General features: G+C 37.1%; 19 protein-coding genes and 5 pseudogenes. 11 read left to right on the plus strand and 13 right to left on the minus strand.

Going from position 1 to position 21,661, the window contains the following annotated elements; all coding sequences use genetic code 11:
• Window positions 1-176: 176 nt before the first annotated feature.
• Together C6N34_RS08705 and C6N34_RS08710 are read left to right on the plus strand one after the other, a co-directional pair.
• Window positions 177-1,103, plus strand: a pseudogene (locus tag C6N34_RS08705) (putative CRISPR-associated protein); the annotation flags it as partial.
• A gap of 39 nt (window positions 1,104-1,142) precedes the next feature.
• Window positions 1,143-1,835, plus strand: a complete 693-nt coding sequence (locus tag C6N34_RS08710; protein ID WP_141302948.1) for an IS1 family transposase — start codon at window positions 1,143-1,145, stop codon at window positions 1,833-1,835.
• Window positions 1,836-1,981: 146 nt separating this feature from the next.
• Here C6N34_RS08710 and C6N34_RS17060 read toward each other — a convergent pair whose 3' ends face one another.
• The 8 genes from C6N34_RS17060 to C6N34_RS08745 form a co-directional block, all read right to left on the minus strand.
• Window positions 1,982-2,704 carry an RNA-guided endonuclease InsQ/TnpB family protein gene (locus C6N34_RS17060; protein ID WP_329606440.1) on the minus strand — a complete coding sequence of 241 codons (723 nt, stop codon included), beginning with the start codon at window positions 2,702-2,704 and terminating at the stop codon, window positions 1,982-1,984.
• A 21-nt stretch (window positions 2,705-2,725) separates the two neighbouring features.
• Window positions 2,726-3,136: a hypothetical protein gene (locus tag C6N34_RS17065; protein WP_329606391.1), complete on the minus strand. Its 411-nt coding sequence runs from the start codon at window positions 3,134-3,136 to the stop codon at window positions 2,726-2,728.
• A 499-nt stretch (window positions 3,137-3,635) separates the two neighbouring features.
• Window positions 3,636-5,189: a hypothetical protein gene (locus tag C6N34_RS08720; protein WP_115539014.1), complete on the minus strand. Its 1,554-nt coding sequence runs from the start codon at window positions 5,187-5,189 to the stop codon at window positions 3,636-3,638.
• Between the two features lie 108 nt (window positions 5,190-5,297).
• On the minus strand, window positions 5,298-7,100 hold the full coding sequence (locus C6N34_RS08725) for a hypothetical protein (RefSeq protein WP_236106939.1): 1,803 nt from the start codon (window positions 7,098-7,100) through the stop codon (window positions 5,298-5,300).
• 42 nt (window positions 7,101-7,142) lie between these two features.
• Window positions 7,143-7,535 (minus strand): hypothetical protein, encoded by a 393-nt coding sequence (locus C6N34_RS08730; RefSeq protein ID WP_057178735.1) that lies wholly within the window; start codon window positions 7,533-7,535, stop codon window positions 7,143-7,145.
• A 51-nt stretch (window positions 7,536-7,586) separates the two neighbouring features.
• The gene (locus C6N34_RS08735) at window positions 7,587-8,462 is read right to left on the minus strand and encodes an RAMP superfamily CRISPR-associated protein (RefSeq protein ID WP_057178736.1); all 876 of its coding nucleotides are present in this window, start codon (window positions 8,460-8,462) and stop codon (window positions 7,587-7,589) included.
• A gap of 100 nt (window positions 8,463-8,562) precedes the next feature.
• Complete coding sequence (locus tag C6N34_RS08740) at window positions 8,563-9,579, minus strand: CRISPR-associated protein (protein ID WP_115539013.1); 1,017 nt, start codon at window positions 9,577-9,579, stop codon at window positions 8,563-8,565.
• Window positions 9,564-11,219 (minus strand): Cas10/Cmr2 second palm domain-containing protein, encoded by a 1,656-nt coding sequence (locus C6N34_RS08745; protein WP_057178738.1) that lies wholly within the window; start codon window positions 11,217-11,219, stop codon window positions 9,564-9,566. Before C6N34_RS08745 ends, C6N34_RS08740 begins: the two co-directional genes overlap by 16 nt.
• A gap of 253 nt (window positions 11,220-11,472) precedes the next feature.
• Here C6N34_RS08745 and fabG point away from each other — a divergent pair, with 253 nt between their 5' ends.
• On the plus strand, window positions 11,473-12,168 hold the full coding sequence (gene fabG / locus C6N34_RS08750; protein ID WP_057178739.1) for a 3-oxoacyl-ACP reductase FabG: 696 nt from the start codon (window positions 11,473-11,475) through the stop codon (window positions 12,166-12,168).
• A gap of 206 nt (window positions 12,169-12,374) precedes the next feature.
• Window positions 12,375-12,593 carry a hypothetical protein gene (locus C6N34_RS08755; RefSeq protein WP_141302994.1) on the plus strand — a complete coding sequence of 73 codons (219 nt, stop codon included), beginning with the start codon at window positions 12,375-12,377 and terminating at the stop codon, window positions 12,591-12,593.
• 45 nt (window positions 12,594-12,638) lie between these two features.
• On the opposite strand, the pseudogene C6N34_RS08760 reads toward C6N34_RS08755, so the two are convergent.
• Window positions 12,639-13,271, minus strand: a pseudogene (locus C6N34_RS08760) (alpha/beta hydrolase).
• Window positions 13,272-13,304: 33 nt separating this feature from the next.
• Entirely contained in the window at window positions 13,305-13,478 is a 174-nt protein-coding gene (locus tag C6N34_RS08765) for a hypothetical protein (RefSeq protein ID WP_181884039.1), read from the minus strand.
• Between the two features lie 318 nt (window positions 13,479-13,796).
• Here C6N34_RS08765 and C6N34_RS08770 point away from each other — a divergent pair, with 318 nt between their 5' ends.
• The 3 genes from C6N34_RS08770 to C6N34_RS08780 all read left to right on the plus strand — a co-directional run bounded on the left by C6N34_RS08770 (window position 13,797) and on the right by C6N34_RS08780 (window position 16,873).
• Window positions 13,797-14,912, plus strand: coding sequence for a putative CRISPR-associated protein (locus C6N34_RS08770; protein ID WP_115539010.1), 1,116 nt, complete (start codon window positions 13,797-13,799; stop codon window positions 14,910-14,912).
• 281 nt (window positions 14,913-15,193) lie between these two features.
• Window positions 15,194-16,024 (plus strand): DUF3800 domain-containing protein, encoded by an 831-nt coding sequence (locus C6N34_RS08775; RefSeq protein ID WP_096543858.1) that lies wholly within the window; start codon window positions 15,194-15,196, stop codon window positions 16,022-16,024.
• A gap of 630 nt (window positions 16,025-16,654) precedes the next feature.
• The gene (locus C6N34_RS08780) at window positions 16,655-16,873 is read left to right on the plus strand and encodes a hypothetical protein (protein WP_141302994.1); all 219 of its coding nucleotides are present in this window, start codon (window positions 16,655-16,657) and stop codon (window positions 16,871-16,873) included.
• A 45-nt stretch (window positions 16,874-16,918) separates the two neighbouring features.
• On the opposite strand, the pseudogene C6N34_RS08785 reads toward C6N34_RS08780, so the two are convergent.
• Window positions 16,919-17,548, minus strand: a pseudogene (locus C6N34_RS08785) (alpha/beta hydrolase).
• Window positions 17,549-17,665: 117 nt separating this feature from the next.
• Here C6N34_RS08785 and C6N34_RS08790 point away from each other — a divergent pair.
• Window positions 17,666-17,869, plus strand: a complete 204-nt coding sequence (locus C6N34_RS08790) for a type II toxin-antitoxin system HicB family antitoxin (RefSeq protein WP_141302998.1) — start codon at window positions 17,666-17,668, stop codon at window positions 17,867-17,869.
• Window positions 17,870-17,875: 6 nt separating this feature from the next.
• Here the strand turns inward: C6N34_RS08790 and tnpA are convergent.
• Window positions 17,876-18,160, minus strand: a pseudogene (gene tnpA, locus C6N34_RS08795) (IS200/IS605 family transposase); the annotation flags it as partial.
• 300 nt (window positions 18,161-18,460) lie between these two features.
• Between tnpA and C6N34_RS08800 the strand changes: the two are divergent.
• Window positions 18,461-19,162, plus strand: coding sequence for an RNA-guided endonuclease InsQ/TnpB family protein (locus C6N34_RS08800; RefSeq protein WP_329606442.1), 702 nt, complete (start codon window positions 18,461-18,463; stop codon window positions 19,160-19,162).
• 70 nt (window positions 19,163-19,232) lie between these two features.
• Here C6N34_RS08800 and C6N34_RS08805 read toward each other — a convergent pair.
• Window positions 19,233-19,337: pseudogene (locus tag C6N34_RS08805) on the minus strand (alpha/beta hydrolase); the annotation flags it as partial.
• A gap of 442 nt (window positions 19,338-19,779) precedes the next feature.
• Here C6N34_RS08805 and C6N34_RS08810 point away from each other — a divergent pair.
• Window positions 19,780-21,192 (plus strand): MotA/TolQ/ExbB proton channel family protein, encoded by a 1,413-nt coding sequence (locus C6N34_RS08810; protein ID WP_115538568.1) that lies wholly within the window; start codon window positions 19,780-19,782, stop codon window positions 21,190-21,192.
• Window positions 21,193-21,195: 3 nt separating this feature from the next.
• On the plus strand, window positions 21,196-21,657 hold the full coding sequence (locus tag C6N34_RS08815; protein WP_115538567.1) for a hypothetical protein: 462 nt from the start codon (window positions 21,196-21,198) through the stop codon (window positions 21,655-21,657).
• Window positions 21,658-21,661 lie beyond the last annotated feature (4 nt).

Here is a 21,661-nt window from a genome sequence, read left to right on the forward strand (position 1 = left end):
TTCCCCCTCCCCTAGCTTTCTGTTGTTCGCGCCAAGAGGATTTAATTTTGACGGTCGCGTGAAGAATTAGACAAGTAGGCTAGGGGTAGCCATAATTATAACTATCAACCCAAGAAAAGATTGATTGCACAGTACACGATTGCAGAATTTATCAAAGTTATCATAAGGAGTCTATTATGGAAAATCGTTTATTTGTTTTCTCACCCTGTGGCACAAGTTTGTTGACTAATCAAGCAGCTCAAGAAGAAAGAGCTTTAGTCACTAAATATGCTAATGCAAAACACATTGAAGAAATACCCCCAGAAGATAGCCTGAAACTGCGATCGCTTGCCAAGAGAGTAGAAGAAAAACTAGCATCTGCTGATCTTGAGTTAGCAGGTAAGATGTCAGCGGAGCTAAATGGCATTATTAAACTTTATAATGGTAAGTTAGAGAAAAAAGCAGACATTCACTATTTGCTTTGTACTGACACCTGGTTAGGGGAACAGACAGCAACCTTAGTAGAACAATGGTTAAGAGAAAAAGGTTTTATAGTTGATAAAAACCGACAGAAGGATCTGCAAACAAAAGATATTGAGTCCTTTCAAGTTGCCTTATCAGATATAGTAGAGTTTTTTGAAAAAACCATACCTGGTTATAGAGATTCTCAACATAAGATTATATTTAACTTAACTGGAGGATTCAAGAGTGTGCAGGGATTTTTACAAACCCTAGCCACATTTTATGCAGATGAGACAATTTATATATTTGAAACAGCCAAAGACCTGTTGTGCATACCAAGATTGCCAGTGAAAATGGTAGTAGAAGACAGCGTACGCGACCATCTTCAAGTTTTTCGTAGACTAGCAAATGAAATGAAAACTGCTGACGTTAGTGGTGTACCAGAAACCCTATTAATGCGGATAGGAGATGAAGTTTCTTTATCTCCCTGGGGAGATTTAGTGTGGGGAAGAACAAAGAAAGAGATTTATGGGGAGAGATTGCATCCTTCACCCAGTGAAAAGGTAAGTTATGGACCTAAGTTTGAGAATAGTCTGAGGGGAATATCAGCAGATAGATTAGTATTAATTAACGAAAGAATAGACCAGTTAGCAAAGAATTTAGGCGTTGCATAATAGAGGTATGAATTGAGGTAATCTACTGTGCATTGTCCAAACTGCGGGTCTTCCAAAATCAGAAAGAATGGCAAACGTCGAGGTAAACAAAATCACATTTGTGTTGATTGTGGTCGTCAATTTATCGATGTCTATAGTCCACCTAAAGGCTATTCAGAAGAAGTTAAACAAAGTTGCCTGCGCTCTTATGTTAACGGTATGGGATTTAGAGCAATTGAACGCGATAAAGGCGTTCATCATACAACTATTATTTACTGGCTAAAACAAATTGGTTCCATACTTCCAGATGCTCCACCAGTTGAGGAAACACCCTTGGTAGGTGAGCTTGATGAGTTGGAGACCTTTGTGGGATCAAAAAAAAACAAAATATGGTTGTGGACAGCAGTAAATCACTTCCGTAAAAATATCCTGGCTTGGGTTGTGGGAGACCACAGCTCACAAGCATTTCAACCTTTGTGGGACATCGTTAAACTCTGGCAATGCTTTTTTTATGTTACTGATGGGTGGAGGGTTTATCCGAGTTTTATTCAGCCAGAGGATCATATTGTGAGCAAAACATATATGACTAGGGTAGAGGGTGAAAATACACGTTTACGTCACTACTTAGCGCGACTACATAGAAAAACGCTATGCTATTCAAAATCTGTAGATATGCTTAGGTATTCAATTAAATTATTACTTCACTATTTAAAGTATGAAGTAATACCCGCGTTTAGTTGATTCATCCCGCAAATATGCAACGCCCTCTCAAATTCTACTCCGTAGGTGGAACAATGCAGTAGAAAATCATCAACAATTAAATCCCCTACTATTGGAGACTATCTATGCTGAAGAACAGCGAGATAGCAAGGTTAAGCTTCTCCGGTCTAAAGACACGGAGATTTCTGAAGAGTCCATAAACGAACTTTCTGAGGCTGGCTTAAACAGCCTCTACTGATTCCGCTAAGATCAATTCCTAGCATCACCGCTACTTTTTTCAAAATATTAGCAGCACCATTACAGTCCGCATTAATTTTGAACCCATCAGAAGTTTGATATACTCCGCGACTAACTCCTTTCCCGCTTGCTTCCCACCCTTCGGGTTTTTCACCGAATTTAGGTATATTGTCGCAATCAAAAAATGATGATTGAGAAGTGTATGATTCTTCTGTTTCAATAAAATCTATTCCGTATTGTTTACATAATTGAGCAATACGGTCTTTTAATCTTGCTGTGGGAATTTGCACAAACTTCTGATTGTTTTTAGACCCCAAATCAATACTATCTTTTTGTCCTTTATTCCATCCAAAAACAATAGCACCAATCTTATTTTCAATACAGTGGTTAACGACTATTCTTGCAGCTTTGTTAACTGCATCACGCATTTGTCGGTTTCTTTTTTCGGTAATAGCAGCTAATCTGTTAGACCAAAAACCTTGCGGTTTATCACTTTTAAGTTTAGCTACTGATTTGTTGTACCACTGATTTAAACTTTTTAAATGAAGTCCATCAACAATAAATGATGTTCCCAGATTAGAAACACAAGTTAACCAGTTATTTAACCCGTGGTCAATCCCTAAAACATTATTTCTATCAACATCAGATTTTATTTCAGCTACCTGATAGACAAATTATGCATAAAATTGTCTATTTCTAGGTAAAATCCGTACTTCTCTGATTGATTTGAAGTCAAGGTTAGATGGCATTGGTAGACAAAAAGAATCTATCCCAAACCATGCCTTAACTTTTGTTCCCAAAGGAAACCTAATCATCCCATCAATTAACTTTAATGACCTGCCCGTAAAAGTAGCTACAGTCATAACACTTTTACAGTAATTAGGTAATTTTGGTTTTTGGGAAACTTCGCCCTTTTTTGCAGCTTTTACTAGCCCAATGTACGATTTAAAGGATTCAGCTACACTGGTTAGTATTTGTTGAGAAGTATCAGAATACAATGCCTGATAACGAACGTTTTTCTGATAAGTTCCTAGTTGTTTATGCAAATCTGCTCTACTAGGAATATAACCCGTTTTAAAGTACATCTGCCTAGAATAGTAAACGCCACAATTTGTCAGCTTTTTAGCTTCTGTGCAGACGTACTCCAGTATCGCTGTTATTGATTTATCGGACTTGATAAGAACTTGTTGGCATCCGTACATTGTTCGACCTTCAATGTTTGTTGATTTCAAAAGTATAGTTGAGATATGATTTACTTGTCAATAGCAGCCACGAAACAACATGAAGACAGCACTGGAATATTGAAGATCCGCATCACGGTTAAATATCAAGGCGAATAAATTCGCCGTTGGCACTTCCTGTCTAAAGCCAAGTGGCTTCCGTGCCGGCGATTTTCTTGTGAGGCTAAGAGAGATATTGAGTTCAGTTCTACCAGAAACGCTAGAGTTGCTACATTCTGGTGAAAAGTTAGTAGAGATCAGTGGGATGGCATAACAACCCCAATGCAGCAGTTGACGACTTTTATAGACATTGAGGTCGAGTGTTAGGGCAGGAATACACCTCTACAAATGGAACATTTACTTTTCAAGTGTATAAGCAAGTGGATTCATAGTTCTCTAATTCCCTAACTATCTCCTCGTGGACTTGATACATAATACTTGCATCTTCCAGAGAATTAAATTTCTCATCTGTAATGAAGTTTAAACAGCATAGAACTCTTTTCTCCCAATGATCTTTTGTTGTTTTTTTCCAAGCCTTGAAGACTTCTTCTTCAGATAATCCAAGTATGTTGTGAAATATTTTATTTCTTTCGGTTTTTGTAACTTCGTAAAATTTTTTCATATCGTCATTCTTATTTATTTCTAATTCTTTGATTATCTTGAATAAATCTTTCCACCGATCAACTTTAAGTGTATTTGATCGATTAAAAAATTTATTGTTAACTTTTTCTTGAAGACTACGTTCCAATTCATTGATCATCGTTTCACAAATTGCTTTATTAGCATAATCGTCTTTGTTGGTAATGTGCTGATGATATTTGTCTTCAATCCAGTTAATGATTAATCCTTCCACAGATCTGAAACTGTGAAATAGTGCTTCCACACTGTTTCCTTGCTCTATTCTTACCACAGCTAAATAGGCAGCTTCATATGCTGGCCACCAGTAATATTTCAATCGCTCTTCTGCTGTTTTCTCAAACTTTGGTAGCTTTTTTAATTCCTCAATAAAACCTTCGGCTTTAGAAGTATTTGATTTAACTTTGAATTCAGAAGTATTCCACTTAATAGCTGCATTTAATAAATTTTTAATGTTATCCATTTTCTCATCCTGGTTATTAGGATCGTCTAATAAATCATCTTTTAACAAATCCAGGACACCTGAATAATCAAAACGTTTCAGTAAGATTTTTGCCTCTTGCAGTTTAAGTCCCCGCAAATAATTGGAAGTATTTATGATTTTTGTACTTTCACTTTTGTATTCATTGGAAACCAAAAATTTCACTTTTTTACCGAATCTTGATAAGCTGAGAAATTGAATTGCAGATGAAATAGCAGGTGTACCAGCTTGATGACTTACATATATATTATTCAAATCTTGATCTTTCATTAGTCCGAGTATACTTGAAGAATTAAATAGTTCTTTCATGATCAGCTTGGGCACTTGATCCCAGCTATCTAAACTTTCTGATTCTGATTTTGGTTGAATTGTGACATAATTAATCTCTGACTGAGGAAATTTACTTTTCAAATATTTCTCGATTATTGGTTTCAAAGTACAAGTATCTTTCCAGTATGGGCTATCTAAACCAGGATCGCCGTCCTCGCAATTCTCCCTAATAAATCTCTGATCTGTCAAAATAACAATTATTTGATTAATATCCTTTTTTTCTTGTTCTAATTTTTGAGAAAAATTATCCAGTAATGGAAAACATAGGTGTTCATGTATGGAATAACCTAATTTTTCGCCAATAGCCATTCCCATAGCTCTTGCTGGAACTAAAAACATATCTTTTTCTTTATCTTCTTCCCCAAATTCATGAGGAAGTTTTTTGGATAGTTCATTCCATCGACATATTCCAGAAATTTTGAGTTGAACATCACTGTTACCGGTTGTCAAGATCCAAATATTACTACTCATAAGCTTCAGTCCTCTCCTATTCTGTATTCCAACCTGTTGTTTTTTTATCTACTGATTACCAACTGTACGTCAAAAGTAAGTAAAAAATGTCTCCCCTACTATAGCACTTTAACTGCCCCAAAGTTTTTCAAAAGTGTTATCATTTTCTAACAATTTGAAGAATTCTGTTTTCAGATCTGGGTTATCTGGAGCAAATATGGTTAATATTTCTACGTATCTACACTTTGTTTGTTTACAATCATGTACTATTTTATCGTTCCGTATAGTAGTATATAGAGGATACATTCTGTGCCAAATTTGACTGATTTTTCTCTTTCCAGAATCAACATATCCGGTTAAATCTGTTCTTTTGATATTATCTCGATGAAACCATTCAATGGCTCTACTATCTTCTCGACCTTCTGCTATTCTTGCCCATACCTGTACATTTTTTGGGTGCCAAGATTCTCGCCATGTTTCTACATATGGACCTGTGGTTCCGGATTTAATATATTGAGGAAAGTATCCTCTTACTGTATCTGGAAGATCGGATAAAAATTTCTTTATATTATTCAATTTTCCATCGTTTACTGTAATGCAATATTCTTCCAATTGAAATGATTTTTGAAAAATCCAATGGCAACCAATTAGTATATCTTTCCTATATGCTGGATAAAAGAGTTTATGATCTGATCTGCGCCATGATCTACCAAAACCACCTAGCAGCATGGAGAACTTAATTAGTAAAGCTAGAAATTGCCGTTCATTTTCTGAACAGCGACCAGCTAAAGTTGAATTAGTATTACTAATTTCTAGTAAACCTTCTAAATCATATCTAATTTCTTGATCAATATCATATTTAAAATTCACATCATATTTAAAACTAACACCAAATTTACCAACAGTTGAACCTTTTTTATGAATGTCTGAAGTAATCCCACCCCATAATTCTTCACTTATCTTTTGCACTGTGTATTCGTCAGTTAACCCTGCTAATAATCGTAAAGTATGACCTCTTAATGTCGCTTTAAACATATTAGGACGAAATTCCGAAGAGGCGTTTTGATTTAATAACCTAGAATTTATTCCTTTTCCTTTTAAACCGACCGATATAACAACTTTATTATCAGTCAAAAATACTGTTTCCGAATTTTGAGAATTTTGAGAATTTTTAAATTTACCGTATCCAGCACTGGTTCTAGAACCAATTCCGTTCGATAAAGCATGTTCCCAAATTCTTTGAACTAACTCCCAGTCTAAATCATTTGAATGGTTATATTTAATTTCTGAAATACCAAATATAAAAGTTGTGCGGTACAGTGAAATTTGCAAATTAGCTTTAGTTTTTATGTCATCATACATAACCTGAAATTTTTGTTGACTGTGAATAATATCAAGCAAGCGATCACTATTTGCCCAGGACATATCTACAGGATAGCCCCCATGAAAACGTAAAATTCCTGGCTTTGTTGTTTTTCCGCCAACACATTTTTCTTCCCCACCACAATAATCTAATACTTTGTCTGGTTCAATCTCTAAACAAGCTCTCAAAAAAGCTCCCTTCATACTAGTTCCTGTGTAGTAAGGTACACCTTTTGCACCGATAACAGGTCGAATTATTCCGTCGTCTTGTCCTGAATTTGTAACTAAACGCCAAATTAGTGTATATTCCCACGTATGGACATTTTGTCCAAACTTAGGTATTCTTATTGTTGATGGCTTCTGTTTCCATTTCGGCAAGACTTCATCTGATTTATTAGGTATGGGGGGACATCCTTTGAACCACTCCTCTATCCACTGTTTTGCTGCTGATTTATTTCCAGCATATTGAATCATTCCCCTATCTTTAATTTGAGCTTGATACATTAATGGTACTGAATTATGACTCATTTTTTTGTCCTCACCTATAACTTCTCTCAATTTTTTAGCCACCTAAACTATCTAAATTACCTTTGCTGTAATAATTTGGTTCATTCAATTCTCTTGATCAGTTTCGTTACTTGCTGTAGGTTTGTATCTTTGTGTCCACCAAACCATATAATCACATAGTTGTGTTAGTATTGAAAGTGTAACTTTTCGATACGCTAAAGGAAATTTTTGTGAATCCCATAAATCTTCCGGTGTTCGAGGTACTTGGATACTAGCTTGATGCATAGTTATGACCAATTTGTCCCAAGTATCTGCCCAATATTGAGATTTCTTATTATTTTTATCTTCTTTTAATCGCAATTGTTCACCCCAGAACCTTTCTAAACCATAGTGAACCGTAGAGCGCATTTTGTAAACTTGCTTTGATGCTTCATCATCTTTATATTTTTTGACTAATTCGTGAGCAATCTTGTCTAGATTAAAATCTTCCCAGGACATACTTACCTCGTAATATAACTAACTTTGTAAGATTATTAAATACTAACAGTTTTATTGGATAAATACTGTGACTTCACAGTACCCAAAACCTACGGACTCCAAACCCCCAAAATAAATATTAGCCTTATTAATTCTAGGCTGATCTTGTTCATACTCTCCAGCAAAAGGTTTCCATGTTTCAGGTTTATTTTGACCGTTCTTTTTAATACCAATAGGAAAAACTAAAAAGGTTTCCTCTGGTAATGCTTCAACTCCAAAAAAATTCTTACTACACTTTTGTTCCTTTTCTAAAGCAACACGACTTTGACGGTAGAGTGCCATATCATGAATCATAGAAATTTCATTGTCACGTACTATTATTGCTGGTAATTTTTCTTGATTCGGAAACCAACAGTCATCTATATATTCGTTGTTCTTAATACTCAAAAAACCAAAATTGAAGAATAATTTGTTGTTTGGTAAAGGTACAAGGTTTTTGGATCTAGAATATTCACTAGGTAGAGGTTTTTGCAATCCAGTGATTCTCTTGTAACGCTTCAACAAACGTGGACAGCTTACCCAAACAATTGGTTGACCTGGACAGAATACAGGTAGCCAAATGATAGAAGCATAGTCAAACTTTACTAATGATTCAGTTATTCTACTGTAAATAGCAGAATCGTCTGTATTATTCTCATCATTACGCTCATCTGTGTAAGTGAAATCATTTCCATACCATTTTTTTACCTCTGTTTCTTTTTTGTCTCCCGAGTGATTGTACCGCATTAAAGCTCGGAATCTACCACGAATTGAGCTGCCAGGAATAATACCAGTTTGAGTAAATTGATCTCGAAAAATTAGGTTGATATTTCCCGTTTCTTCTCCCGCTGTTGCTCCTACATGTAATGGTGCTTCTGTTTTAATAATTCCATAACCCTGATGATACATAAACTAAATTCTCCTAATTTTATTATTTACTACTTGTCCACACGAATGAAATAGCATAATCTGTTGAATCAATGAAAACTAGTTTTTTTCAACTCTAGTATTATTCAACACCCTTAATTTTGATTGGTAAACATAAACCACATCCTAATTGTTTAAGAGAAAAGCCCTCAGTGGGGAACCATTCATTAGGAAACCCTGCTTCATTTTCGTCCCCCCACCAAGATTTATTTAAAGGCTCTTCAAATACATAAACACTCCCTGCTGGAACTGCGTAACGTCCTCTTCCTAATCTTCCTCCCCCTTTATTATCTCCCACTCGATAACGGTAAGGTGAAGGTCTATCCGTCAAAATATGGCTAGGTTTAGGAAAAGTTGTCTGATTTGGGTCTGGGTAGCGACGTGAAAACCGATTTGAACCCCAGACTCCCGGTGTGATCAGGGCAAAACTACGCTGAATTTTTTCTTTTAACAGACCTAATATCACGTGATTTGACAAATCCTGTGATTCAATTTCCACCAAATGACCCTCACCTCCAAAACAGTACCACCCCTTCGGTATTTCGTGAGTTGATAAATAAACTAAGCAAAATTCTTGATCATTTTGTATAGCATTTTCTAGAAATAATCCGCTTTCTTCAACACAACGCTCATTTTTAAGTAACCTGGGATGTAGTATAGATACGTATCTCCATGGATCTCCTTTGCTCTGATTCATAATGTCTTTAACACGATTATACCGCCAATAATGAATATCATGCCATTTACAATCAGGCTCCAAAGATTTTTGATCACGATACCACTTGTCATTTTTTATTTCCCACTCATCTGACTTATTGCTTTTTTGATTGATAATTTTTGTCCAAGGAATGGGGATGTAGAAGCGGTGTGGTTGGTCTGGTTTTGACCAAAAAGGTCCGGCCAGATGTAATTTCTTGAGTTCTTCATGCTCAATAAATGGGTTAGTCTTATTGGCTGCAAAGAACAAGCCAGACAAGGTATAAGCGTCTGGAGGAAACTTTGAACCAGAACGTCCTATCAGATTTTCTGATGATAAGAATGCTCCCGCACTGCCATATAAAAATCCTAAAGGGTTAATAATAATTAGATATTTGTACATATTTGCCACCCTACATTAATTAGATCGTTGATCCAAATAATCATATCTATATCTTTCACAAGTGTGTTTCTTTCACCATAAAGAATTGTTGCGGATTCTGTCTGTAGATGTCTTTCGTCCTCAAAATAAATATCAAACAAGGACATTCCTAATAGATATTTACTACGATCTTGACTCGATTTATGTAAATCAATGGCATGACGGGCTTTGAGTTCAGCAAGATCACTATAAATATGATTCCAATTTGGTTTACAGTTATCCTTCCTACCTCTACATTCCCATTTTGGGTAAGTTTTACCATCCCTGTCCCGGTATCGTTTTAAAACATATAGATAATTCCACGGACAAGTCCATTGTACATATTGTCCACTATTAAACACAACTCGAATAGTCACTCTGTCCTTACCAGAAGATTTTGCTATCTTCTGTGTTTCTCGACAATGCTGTAACACATCTCGCTGAGGTACACCCCCTGCTGCCCAGACAAAACCAACACTTAAAGTTATCTTTTGTTTATGCTCATTCCATCGGTCATTCAAAGTCATTAACCATTCATAAACTTCCAACCCTATCTTTTTGTCCGTCTGTTTACTGTCTGAAGTCTTTTTTTCAGTTTGTCTACCATAAATTACCCCTAGGAAATCATCGCCACCCGCATAAATAACTCTCCCTTGAATATTCGGATTGGGATATCTGTTAAAGTCTTCATAAAAATCCTCCCCCCACTTTAGCATTGCTCTACTAAATCTACTTAAACCCACATCTCCTTCATCTTCTGCAATATTTTTCAGATGCTCACCAACGTTATCTCCATCTCCCATGAACCATCCTGTCCACAGATACTCTGTTTTACCATTAAAATTCGATTGACGCTGGATTTCTGTAAATCTTTCTACCACCGACATGCCCAATTCTTCTGCAATACTGGGATACGTAACTAAACGTTTAGTCAGTTCAGGAATACTCAACTTTTCTCTAGGGTCAATAAATTTACCTTGAATTTCTGATGACGTTGGCTCTTCAGTTATTTTTGCCAGATCCGTATAGAATGTTTTAATTTGTTTATTTTCTTCTTTATAGTTGGTATGTTTTGGATTACGCCCTGTTCCACCTAATCCTGGGAAAGCGATTGCATCACTACCACTTAGACTAGAACTTTCTCCAACCCAATTTATTGCAGTCCAATCACGACACAGTTTTTTGGTTTCTAGTTCTTTCATTACGGATATAGGAGAATCTGCCTGAGCCCAAAAGATTTCCCAAGTATGATTGGCCCAATGATTCCATTCATCATCCCAATAATAAGGTTCTAAATGTCGCAGATTACTGGTCAACCATTCCTTACAACAGTTAAGAACTTTTTTCCAAGTTTGTAAAATTGACTCTCTTGCTTTATCTTCTGGGAAATCGCCTTTAAAAAGAATTCGATTAGGAATTCCTCTTTCTATATTAGGAGATCCAGGTGAAATCACTTTGATAGTAGATATCTCCCGCTCAGCAGTATCAATTATATGTCTACTTAGGTACGAAAGAATTTGTGATGCACCATATAAGTCTCGTAACTTCCGAGACTTTTCTATAAATCCTTGTACAGGTGCAAAGGTGACAGCAGTATATATGTATTTTTCTTCGTCATCCATTCTTTTTTACAGCCTCAACAAATGTAAACAAAGACACTTTAGGTGATTACAATCTTTCCCCGCATCTATCTTAAGGTAGATATTTAAAACTTGGAAAGAAATGCGATCGCATTTCTTAATACCTATAGATCCCAGCCTTGAAATGGGTTATGATGTCCACATACCAAGTCTAATCAACAATGATAACCTAGCCTTATTGTTATAGAAAAGGCTTTTACAAACCTTAAAACAAACTCGGAGGGGCAAATTTTCCATGAAAGGGAAACAAGTTTTACTAACAGGTGGAACAGGTGGACTGGGCTTAGGGGTCACACCCACGATTTTGGCTCAAGGTGCATATCTCACCATTCCGTACCGCAATCTTACTTATGTCGAAAGATTAAAAACAATCTTACCCCCTGCGGATATGGCCAGGATTCAATTTATTCCCGTAAATCTTGAAAGCGATTCTTCCGTGGAAGAACTGGTTAATAGCATGACCAAAGTCGACGTCTTAATTCATTTAGTCGGTGGTTTTTACTATGGCAAAACCCATGAATGCAGTTTTGACGATTGGAAACATCAATTTGAATTAAATGTTTACACAACTTTCTTAACCTGCAAATATAGTTTAAAAAGAATGCTAGAGAATGGTTATGGGCGCATTGTTACTGTTAGTTCTCGTGCTGGTTTAGAGCCTGCTGCCAATCTAGCAGCTTATTCTGCATCTAAAGCCGCTGTGATAGCTCTAACTAAGGCTATAGCTGATGAAACTAGGGGCACTAATATCACCGCAAATACGGTTTTACCCAGTGTTATTGATACACCCACTAATAGGGAGGCAATGGGTGTGGAAAAAGCTGGCGAATGGGTCAAACCCGAATCCATTGGCCAGGTAATTTGTTTTTTGGCTTCGGAAGCTGCTGGGGATATCCGGGGTGCTACTATTCCCGTTTATGGCAATATTTAAGGGGAGCGATCGCATGGTTTGGGGATATTTTTTAAAAACCCCCCAATCCTCTCGAAGCAATGTTGAGTGGAGTATCTAATCCAGGCGATCGCATTTCTTAACACATATTTAGATGCCCGACCTAATCATTGTTATTCTTTACTACTTGAAGTAAAATTAGTATCCATATTTAGTTGATTCATCGCGCAAATATACAACGCTAAGTTATGTTGAAGCAAGAAGCACAATGGCTAGGAAAAATGATTTATTCTCTTGATCAAGATAGTATTTTTCCATTATTAAATCTTGGAAGTTCCAGTCAAAACTTCCGAGAAAAACAACAACCTTGGATATATCAATTCTTGTTTAAACCTGCTCAGCAATCCGCTGTAGTTTTAATTCCCCACGCCCTGGGTATCCTAGAAAATGTGGAAATTGGGCTTTAATTCCTCTAGAAATAGCGATCGCACAGCCAAAAACATTTTGTTGAACTATCCTTTCTCCGGATTGGTTAGTTTAATAACAAAATTTCTCAATACTTTCAACATAGCCAAATTAACTTCATGTCCCGCATCAAAGTGATGGTACTCAACAGGAACTCCCAAGGATTGTGCAACCTGTTGGCTTTTAATTGCAGCTGAGAGGGGAACAATCTGGTCTTGGGTTCCGTGCATAATCAGAGTTGGGGGGAACTGGCGTTTTTCCATAGTGGAGACTTGAGGATGTAAATAGCCACTCATGACTGCTAAACCGGCTAAGGGTAAGTTGAGACCCACATCTAAGGTCATGGCGCCACCCTGGGAAAATCCGGTCAAAATAGTTTTAGACAGGGGAATTCCTGTGGTGGTTGGTAGGGATTGCAACCAGTCTATTAACAATTGACGGCTTACTACTAGTCCTTAATACATTTTGTCGTCTCGTAGATCATACCATGCTCTACCATTATCGCTATAGGGATAGGGATAGGGGGCATTAGGAAGCAAAAATTCATACTCAGGTAGGTTGACATGGGGTAATAAGGATGCTACGTCCTCAGCATTGGCACCCCAACCGTGTAAGGTGACAATTAGTCCCAGTGGAGTTTTTGTGGTTTGGGCGGAAATTTTAATAACATCTAAGGTCATATAGACAATCAGAAAAATTAACTGTTATTAATTTTACTTAGTTTTGTCTCCCATAGCAACACTTTTTTCTTGAGGGAGAATTTGAGCGGGAACTTCATTTTCTGGAATGGGAAATCCGCCATATGTGGGATAACCGTGCACATCAAAGTAGGCTCTTTGAGGATAATCTGAATATAAACACTGAGAGAATAGTTCAGATGTTAACATTATTCATTGATTGGGATTATTGCATGCTTGGTCTTAAAAATTTATCTAAAGGAAATTATAAGTCGCCTCGATCCCGAAGAATATTATATCGCTTTTATTGTCAAACCAGATAGTTTTTCTACTTAAGGGATAAGTTACTACATGATTTAATGTTTCCCAATATAGTGGTAATGCTTTACCGCCGATCTCCCGTAGGGAGCGCCTTGCAATCTCCCACCAGAAACCATCCTCTATAGTATTGTTAACTTTTGTAAGTTGTAACAAAAAAAACGATAAAAATGCTACAATGATGCGTGAACACTTGCAAAAGCAAAAACTATGGTTAAGACAGTAATATGTTCCGTAGGAACCAGTGCGGCAAAAGCGATCGGAAAACCGGGAGATCTCCTGAATTGGGTTAATCAACAAGAAAGCCGAGAAATCGCCGCCGAAAATATATTTCTCACCTTTAGAGATAAGGAACCAATAGAAGCAAATCTTAGGGATTTATCAGCAGAAATTCACTCCCTAGTTAGAATTGGCATCGATAATGGATATAGAATTATTCTCCTGGCTTCCCAGACCGAAGATGGTTACTGCTGCGCCAGCGCTATCGAGAAATATCTTAAATATTATTGGACTAGTATTGTTACTAAAGTTCACCAGGTGACGGGATTACAAGTTAATAATGCTGACCTTTTTCGCAGTCAGGGGGTAGTGGAATTTGTTCGCCATATTATTCGAGAAATTTATCAATATGGTTCGGAAAATATTATCCTTAATCCTACTGGTGGTTATAAAGCTTTAGTTCCTTATACCGTGCTACTGGGGATGTTAAAAGGGGTAAAGTGCGATTATATTTTTGAGCAGTCCACTACTCTCCTAGAATTGCCACCTTTACCCGTAGAATTCAAGCGATCGCAATTTGAAATCTACAAAGAATTATTTGAGGAAATCGAACGAGAAAGCAGCATTTCCCTCCAAAAATGGGAGGAAAAAATTTCCAGGCAAGAAAGAAAATTCTTAGAACCTTTGACGGAATTAGTCAACAACGAAATAACCCTTTCTGCGGTGGGTTTTTTATTTCTTGATGAGATTCGTTCTCCAGGGGTTTTAGTACCTTTTTTATCCAGAAAAGCGATCAATGATTGTTTCGATGATTTATCCCAATTAGATAACTGTGATCCCTTCCGTTATTTAGAAAGGGTTGCTACTCATTATGATGAAACTATTCAACAAGCAGAACATATCAATGTTGGCGATGGTTTACGCTGGCTAAAACCAGGGCGAACAACTGATCGCTATCTAGTTTCTAAAGATCGTTGGCGATTATTAGTCTGGCGGGCAATTCGTGAGGATAAAGTGGGTTCAAATTACGCTCATAAAGTAGAAGTTAACTCTAAAAATAAACGCGCCCATTATCCCTTTCTCAGGATGGAATTTGTGAGAGAATAAGCAACTTAACACAATTAATTAGAAACAGAAATGTTGAATGTCGTTGCAAAACTTTATATAGTTAGATATAGTACCTCTATCAAAGGTGAAAATGTCAACATCTCATAATATCTTCCATCCAATGAACATAACTGATTTATTGACACATACAAGCTGGAAGATAACGGAACTTATCTAACATTTTTTCATCCCATTCATATTAGAAAAGGATAGGTATGTTGCTGAGATTATGGCAGAAATTCAAGATATATTAAATCTAAGTCAGTTTTGAATGGTGATAAATGAGTGAATTAACTGAAAAAATATCTTCGGTGCGTCATTATTTTGTGGATGAAGCAGGAGATCCTGTAATTTTTAATGGTAAAGGTAAGATTTTAATTGGATCAGATGGATGTTCTCATTTTTTTATACTTGGTCTATTAGACGTTGCTAATACTGAATCTTTATCTCAAGATTTGGAAAATTTAAGAGCTAATTTATTAGCTGATCCATATTTTAAGAAAGTTCCTTCAATGCAACCTGAAAATAAAAAAACTGCTTTATATTTTCATGCTAAAGACGATATTCCTGAAGTGAGAAGAGAAGTTTTTAATTTGTTGCAGCGACATGAACTCAAATTTTTTGCTGTGGTGAGAAGTAAAGATAAGTTACTTGAGTATGTTAGACAACGTAATCAAAATGACCCTGGTTATCGTTATCAACAAAATGAATTATACGATTATTTGACGCGGCGTTTATTTAAGAATCGTTTACACAAGGATGATGAATATAATATTTGCTTTGCTAGACGAGGTACTTCTGATAGAACCGAAGCCTTCAAAGTTGCTTTAGAATCAGCTAGAGCAAAATTCGCTGAACAATGGGGTATTACCAGTACAGCAACTATTAATATAACTGCTAATATACCTCCCAATTCTCCAAGTTTACAAGCGGTAGATTACTTTCTGTGGGCTTTACAACGCCTATATGAGAGAGGTGAGGGTAGATATGTTGAGTTTCTTTGGTCAAAATTTGCACTCGTGCATGATATTGATGACACAAAATTTGCTAGGTACGGCGTGTACTATACTCGTAAAAACCCTCTAACAGCCACAAAAATACCAGGGATATAGGATTGTTAAGGCTTTGCTTGACAATCACACGGCATGAAGCCGAATTTTGTCCCTGGTTCATTATAGTATATCATTTTTAGACCAATTGGTAAAGGAACTGGGGGATAATCTCCAAATGCGATCTCCCTAGTGCGAGTGCTTCGCAATCGCTCTTTTAATTTAAGACAATTTCACATTGTAACATAACTAGTAAAACACATGTTGTGTGTTCAATTCCATCCACCCACGGCAAAACCAGTCAGTTGAAAACTGACTTGAGCTTTGAGACAGGGAATAAATTCCCTGTCTCCCCCACAGACAGTCTCCAGGCGTGGGTTGACTCAAACTGCACACAAAACCGCCGATCTCCCGTAGGGAGTGCCTTGCAATCTCCCGTGGTGGGGATATCCGGGGTGCTACTATTCCCGTTTATGGCAATATTTAAGGGGAGCGATCGCATGGTTTGGGGATATTTTTTAAAAACCCCCCAATCCTCTCGAAGCAATGTTGAGTGGAGTATCTAATCCAAGCGATCGCATTTCTTAACACATATTTAGATGCCCGACCTAATGATTGTTATTCTTTACTACTTGAAGTAAAATTAGTATCCACATTTAGTTGATTCATCGCGCAAATATACAACGCTAAGTTATGTTGAAGCAAGAAGCACAATGGCTAGGAAAAATGATTTATTCTCTTGATCAAGATAGTATTTTTCCATTATTAAATCTTGGAAGTTCCAGTCAAAACTTCCGAGAAAAACAACAACCTTGGATATATCAATTCTTGTTTAAACCTGCTCAGCAATCCGCTGTAGTTTTAATTCCCCACGCCCTGGGTATCCTAGAAAATGTGGAAATTGGGCTTTAATTCCTCTAGAAATAGCGATCGCACAGCCAAAAACATTTTGTTGAACTATCCTTTCTCCGGATTGGTTAGTTTAATAACAAAATTTCAATACTTTCAACATAGCCAAATTAACTTCATGTCCCGCATCAAAGTGATGGTACTCAACAGGAACTCCCAAGGATTGTGCAACCTGTTGGCTTTTAATTGCAGCTGAGAGGGGAACAATCTGGTCTTGGGTTCCGTGCATAATCAGAGTTGGGGGAACTGGCGTTTTTCCATAGTGGAGACTTGAGGATGTAAATAGCCACTCATGACTGCTAAACCGGCTAAGGGTAAGTTGAGACCCACATCTAAGGTCATGGCGCCACCCTGGGAAAATCCGGTCAAAATAGTTTTAGACAGGGGAATTCCTGTGGTGGTTGGTAGGGATTGCAACCAGTCTATTAACAATTGACGGCTTACTACTAGTCCTTCATACATTTTGTCGTCTCGTAGATCATACCATGCTCTACCATTATCGCTATAGGGATAGGGATAGGGGGCATTAGGAAGCAAAAATTCATACTCAGGTAGGTTGACATGGGGTAATAAGGATGCTACGTCCTCAGCATTGGCACCCCAACCGTGTAAGGTGACAATTAGTCCCAGTGGAGTTTTTGTGGTTTGGGCGGAAATTTTAATAACATCTAAGGTCATATAGACAATCAGAAAAATTAACTGTTATTAATTTTACGTAGTTTTGTCTCCCATAGCAAGACTTTTTTTTGTCTGTTCTGCTATAATTTTAGGATAGTTCTATGGATGTCTAAAACTATGAAGTGGCGAGTCATACTTGAACCCGATCCAGAGACCAGGGAATGGGGAATTTGGTGTCCAGAGTTGCCTGGATGCACATCTGCTGGTATCACACAAGAGGAGGCTCTTAACAATATACGGGAAGCCATTGAGCTTTATTTGCAGCCTGATAACATTGAACTTTTACCTGGAGCATTAATCTGCGAGGTTATAGTCGGATGACTCGGCTCAAGAGAATGAATGCTGACGAGGTTGAGCGCATATTACGCAAGTATGGCTTTGAACTGATTGATATTTAACCGTGATGCGGATAATATACCTTTTAATAACATCTGCTGAAACCTGTCCAGCAGTGGAATAAAAATAACTATTAGTCCATAGGCTAGGAAGTTTAAGTAATTCAGGAAATTTTCGTCTTAACAAGCAAGATGACCGTCCTTTAAAAGCTTTAACCACTTGATTTATAGCAACATCTGGTTGATGTTCTACAAATAAATGAACATGGTCTGGAGCACAAGTGTTGAATCCTGCAATAAAAATTTACAATCTTTGCGTTTTACCCAGGTAAAATCCATTGTCTATTGAGAATAGAGTCATTAATTGATCAAATTTGGTATCACCAATACCAATGCACAACTTGGACACAATCCTCAAAATCTTAACATTCAACACTTCTGAGTGTAGCTGAATCCTTTAAATCGTACATTGAGCTAGTAAAAGCTGCAAAAAAGGGCGAAGTTTCCCAAAAACCAAAATTACCTAATTACTGTAGATGAAATAAAATCTGATGTTGATAGAAATAATGTTTTAGGGATTGACCACGGGTTAAATAACTGGTTAACTTGTGTTTCTAATCTGGGAACATCATTTATTGTTGATGGACTTCATTTAAAAAGTTTAAATCAGTGGTACAACAAATCAGTAGCTAAACTTAAAAGTGATAAACCGCAAGGTTTTTGGTCTAATAGATTAGCTGCTATTACTGAAAAAAGAAACCGACAAATGCGTGATGCAGTTAACAAAGCTGCAAGAATAGTCGTTAACCACTGTATTGAAAATAAGATTGGTGCTATTGTTTTTGGATGGAATAAAGGACAAAAAGATAGTATTGATTTGGGGTCTAAAAACAATCAGAAGTTTGTCCAAATTCCCACAGCAAGATTAAAAGACCGTATTGCTCAATTATGTAAACAATACGGAATAGATTTTATTGAAACAGAAGAATCATACACTTCTCAATCATCGTTTTTTGATTGCGACAATATACCTAAATTCGGTGAAAAACCCGAAGGGTGGGAAGCAAGCGGGAAACGAGTTAGTCGTGGAGTATATGAAACTTCTGATGGGTTCAAAATTAATGCGGACTGTAATGGTGCTGCTAATATTTTGAAAAAAGTAGCGGTGATGCTAGGAATTGATCTTAGCGGAATCAGTAGAGGCTGTTTAAGCCAGCCTCAGAAAGTTCGTTTATGGACTCTTCAGAAATCTCCGTGTCTTCAGACCGGAGAAGCTTAATCCAACCTCTTAATTTGCAAAAACTCTCTTTTAGGTTTTAGCAATGTGAGCGATCGCCTCCGGTAGGAGGAGAAGGGGGAATTCCTGTGGTGGTTGGTAGGGATTGTAACCAGTCTATTAATAATTGACGGCTTGCTACTAGTCCTTCATACATTTTGTCATCTCGTAGATCATATGTTTCCTAAAGTGTTCATAATGCTATTGTAACAGAGATAGTACCCATTATGTATTCATTTTACTATATTATGGAAATATTACTAAGTAGGCTATTTGAGAATAATTTGAATATAAACACTGAGAGAATAGTTCAAATGTTGACATTATTCATTGATGAGGATTATTGTATGCTTGAGCTTAAAAATCTATCTAAAGGTAGATGCAATCGGATATTCTAATTAATTACTGTTTCATTGTTTACTATAACTGGAAGTTGCACTCCATTTCAAAATATGAAAATTTATTCATTCTTGTGGTTTCCTCTTGTACTATCTAGTTTAAAGGAATGAAATCCCTGTGTAAAAACCAGAGATTTTTATGTCATGAAACCTCAAATTTAGAATTGCTGTAAAATTGGAGACTAGCCCGATGAAAATCTATCAATCTGTTCAATCTTGGTTATGAAAGCCAAATTTATTTTAAACTCACTCAAATCAGATCGAAGGGAATTAGACGTCAGTTTTCTCGTGGTTTCTGGGATTGGCTTAGTAATCACCCTAGCCATCTACGGTCTGCTATTTCCGATCAAAAATACTTTTATTGGGATTTTATTGTATGAGAGGGGATTCACTCAAATTCTCACGATTGCCTTTGCCGGAATTGTAGCGGCTTTAACCCTGCTAAAATTTTTTAAGCTTCAAAAACAATCGCGAACTTTGGGGGAAGAACTAATTCCATCTGACATATCCCTTGACGATCCAACTAGCGATCAGGTCATCAATCTTCAACAGAATCTAGCTCAAGAGAAGAATGTATTAGCCCGTCGTTGTAGTCGGCTACTAGCCGTGTATATTAACTCTGGTAATCGTCAAATTGCTAACGAATTTTCTTTGGAAGATTCCGCTTTTTACCATAGTGCCTCCGAGTCTTCCTATACCATTCCGAAGATTTTAGTTTGGGCAATTCCCCTATTGGGATTTATCGGCACGGTGTTCGGTATTAGTGCTTCCGTGGGGGGATTTACAGGGTTTCTGGAAAATGCCGGCGATATCGACCAAATTAAACAGGGTATCGGTACTGTGACACAAGGATTAGCGATTGCATTTGATACTACTCTTTTGGCTTTATTTATGAGCGTATTGGTGATGTTGCCCTTAGTGATGGTCGAACGTTTAGAATCCCGTCTGCTACTGGCGATCGATATCTACATCAACGATAAGGTATTACCACGATTAAAAGATACAAGTAAAGGGAGCGAGACCATTAGCGAAGAAATGGTCGAACAAGCAGTAATAAAAGCTGTTCAACAAAACTTCCTTGCTCCTGAAACTTTAATCGAACCAGCCAAACATTATGCAGAACAAGCGGCGGTAGCATTAGCAAAAGGGTTCACTCAAGAAGTACACAGCATACAAGAAGCCATTACTCAAACAGTTCAAGAAATTCAAACTGTAAGGGAGAGGGTAACTAGAGAAAGTCAGGATTTTTCGACCTTTCTTGGTGACCAGATAAAACTACAGCAAGGGCTAGTAAATCAGATTCAAACAACTGTCCAGGAGATTCATCGAAATCATCTAGCTGTGTCCGATGGATTTAGAGAACAAGCTCTAGTAGTTGGTTATAAACTGGAGGCAGCGGCGCAAGCCTTAGAACAAAGAATAAGCAGTTTAGAGAAATACGCGACCCAAATCAGTGAGATTGATAATTTGCAGCGTAGTTTAGACAATAATCTCCGTAATCTCAAAGAAAAAGCCGTTTTGGAAGGAGTTTTAGGGGAAATTCAGACTAGCTTGGAGCGGTTAAGACCAACGTTAGACCAACTGAATAAGCCGCGCCGGATTCTACTTTTAGAACAAGAAGATCAAAGAACTTAAATTATGCCTAGAGCGATCCGTAGCCGACAGTCTATACAGATAGATTTATTTCCATTTTTATCGATTCTAGCCTGTACGATTGGCAGTCTTATTCTCTTAATTATAGTGCTTACTTCCGAGATTATCGGCAGCCAAAAGCAAGTAACAATTGTAGCTAAGAGTGATAATGGTTTAAATCGATCAAAACAGCCCCGTTATATCGAGTGTAAAGCCGATGGTGTAATTTTGCATCCCGACCAAGTTTTGGTACCTTCCTCTGGTTTAGAAAGTCAGTTCTCACCACTCGGAATATTACTAAAGAAAATCGATCCCGGTCAAGAATATCTAATCGTCGTGGTCAGATCCGACGGCATCGATACCTTTAGAAGAGTCAGAAGTTTGATTGAGGGTAGGGGAATAGATATTGGTTATGAGCCTTTGGATAAAGATTGGAAGTTAAATATAAAATCAGAAATAAAAAACTGACTGG

It is taken from the genome of Cylindrospermopsis raciborskii Cr2010 (assembly GCF_003367075.2).
GTDB classification, from domain to species: Bacteria; Cyanobacteriota; Cyanobacteriia; order Cyanobacteriales; family Nostocaceae; genus Raphidiopsis; species Raphidiopsis raciborskii.

Coding starts and splice junctions, on each gene's coding strand:
- C6N34_RS08735 (WP_057178736.1), bottom strand. CDS start 8,462: ATGTATCATCAGGGTTATGGAATTATTAAAACAGAAGCACCATTACAT.
- C6N34_RS08810 (WP_115538568.1), top strand. CDS start 19,780: ATGAAAGCCAAATTTATTTTAAACTCACTCAAATCAGATCGAAGGGAA.
- C6N34_RS08815 (WP_115538567.1), top strand. CDS start 21,196: ATGCCTAGAGCGATCCGTAGCCGACAGTCTATACAGATAGATTTATTT.
- C6N34_RS08730 (WP_057178735.1), bottom strand. CDS start 7,535: ATGTCCTGGGAAGATTTTAATCTAGACAAGATTGCTCACGAATTAGTC.
- fabG (WP_057178739.1), top strand. CDS start 11,473: ATGAAAGGGAAACAAGTTTTACTAACAGGTGGAACAGGTGGACTGGGC.
- C6N34_RS08720 (WP_115539014.1), bottom strand. CDS start 5,189: ATGAGTAGTAATATTTGGATCTTGACAACCGGTAACAGTGATGTTCAA.
- C6N34_RS08765 (WP_181884039.1), bottom strand. CDS start 13,478: ATGTTAACATCTGAACTATTCTCTCAGTGTTTATATTCAGATTATCCT.
- C6N34_RS08790 (WP_141302998.1), top strand. CDS start 17,666: ATGAAGTGGCGAGTCATACTTGAACCCGATCCAGAGACCAGGGAATGG.
- C6N34_RS08780 (WP_141302994.1), top strand. CDS start 16,655: ATGTTGAAGCAAGAAGCACAATGGCTAGGAAAAATGATTTATTCTCTT.
- C6N34_RS08745 (WP_057178738.1), bottom strand. CDS start 11,219: ATGGATGACGAAGAAAAATACATATATACTGCTGTCACCTTTGCACCT.
- C6N34_RS08770 (WP_115539010.1), top strand. CDS start 13,797: ATGGTTAAGACAGTAATATGTTCCGTAGGAACCAGTGCGGCAAAAGCG.
- C6N34_RS17065 (WP_329606391.1), bottom strand. CDS start 3,136: ATGTACTTTAAAACGGGTTATATTCCTAGTAGAGCAGATTTGCATAAA.
- C6N34_RS08775 (WP_096543858.1), top strand. CDS start 15,194: ATGAGTGAATTAACTGAAAAAATATCTTCGGTGCGTCATTATTTTGTG.
- C6N34_RS08740 (WP_115539013.1), bottom strand. CDS start 9,579: ATGTACAAATATCTAATTATTATTAACCCTTTAGGATTTTTATATGGC.
- C6N34_RS08755 (WP_141302994.1), top strand. CDS start 12,375: ATGTTGAAGCAAGAAGCACAATGGCTAGGAAAAATGATTTATTCTCTT.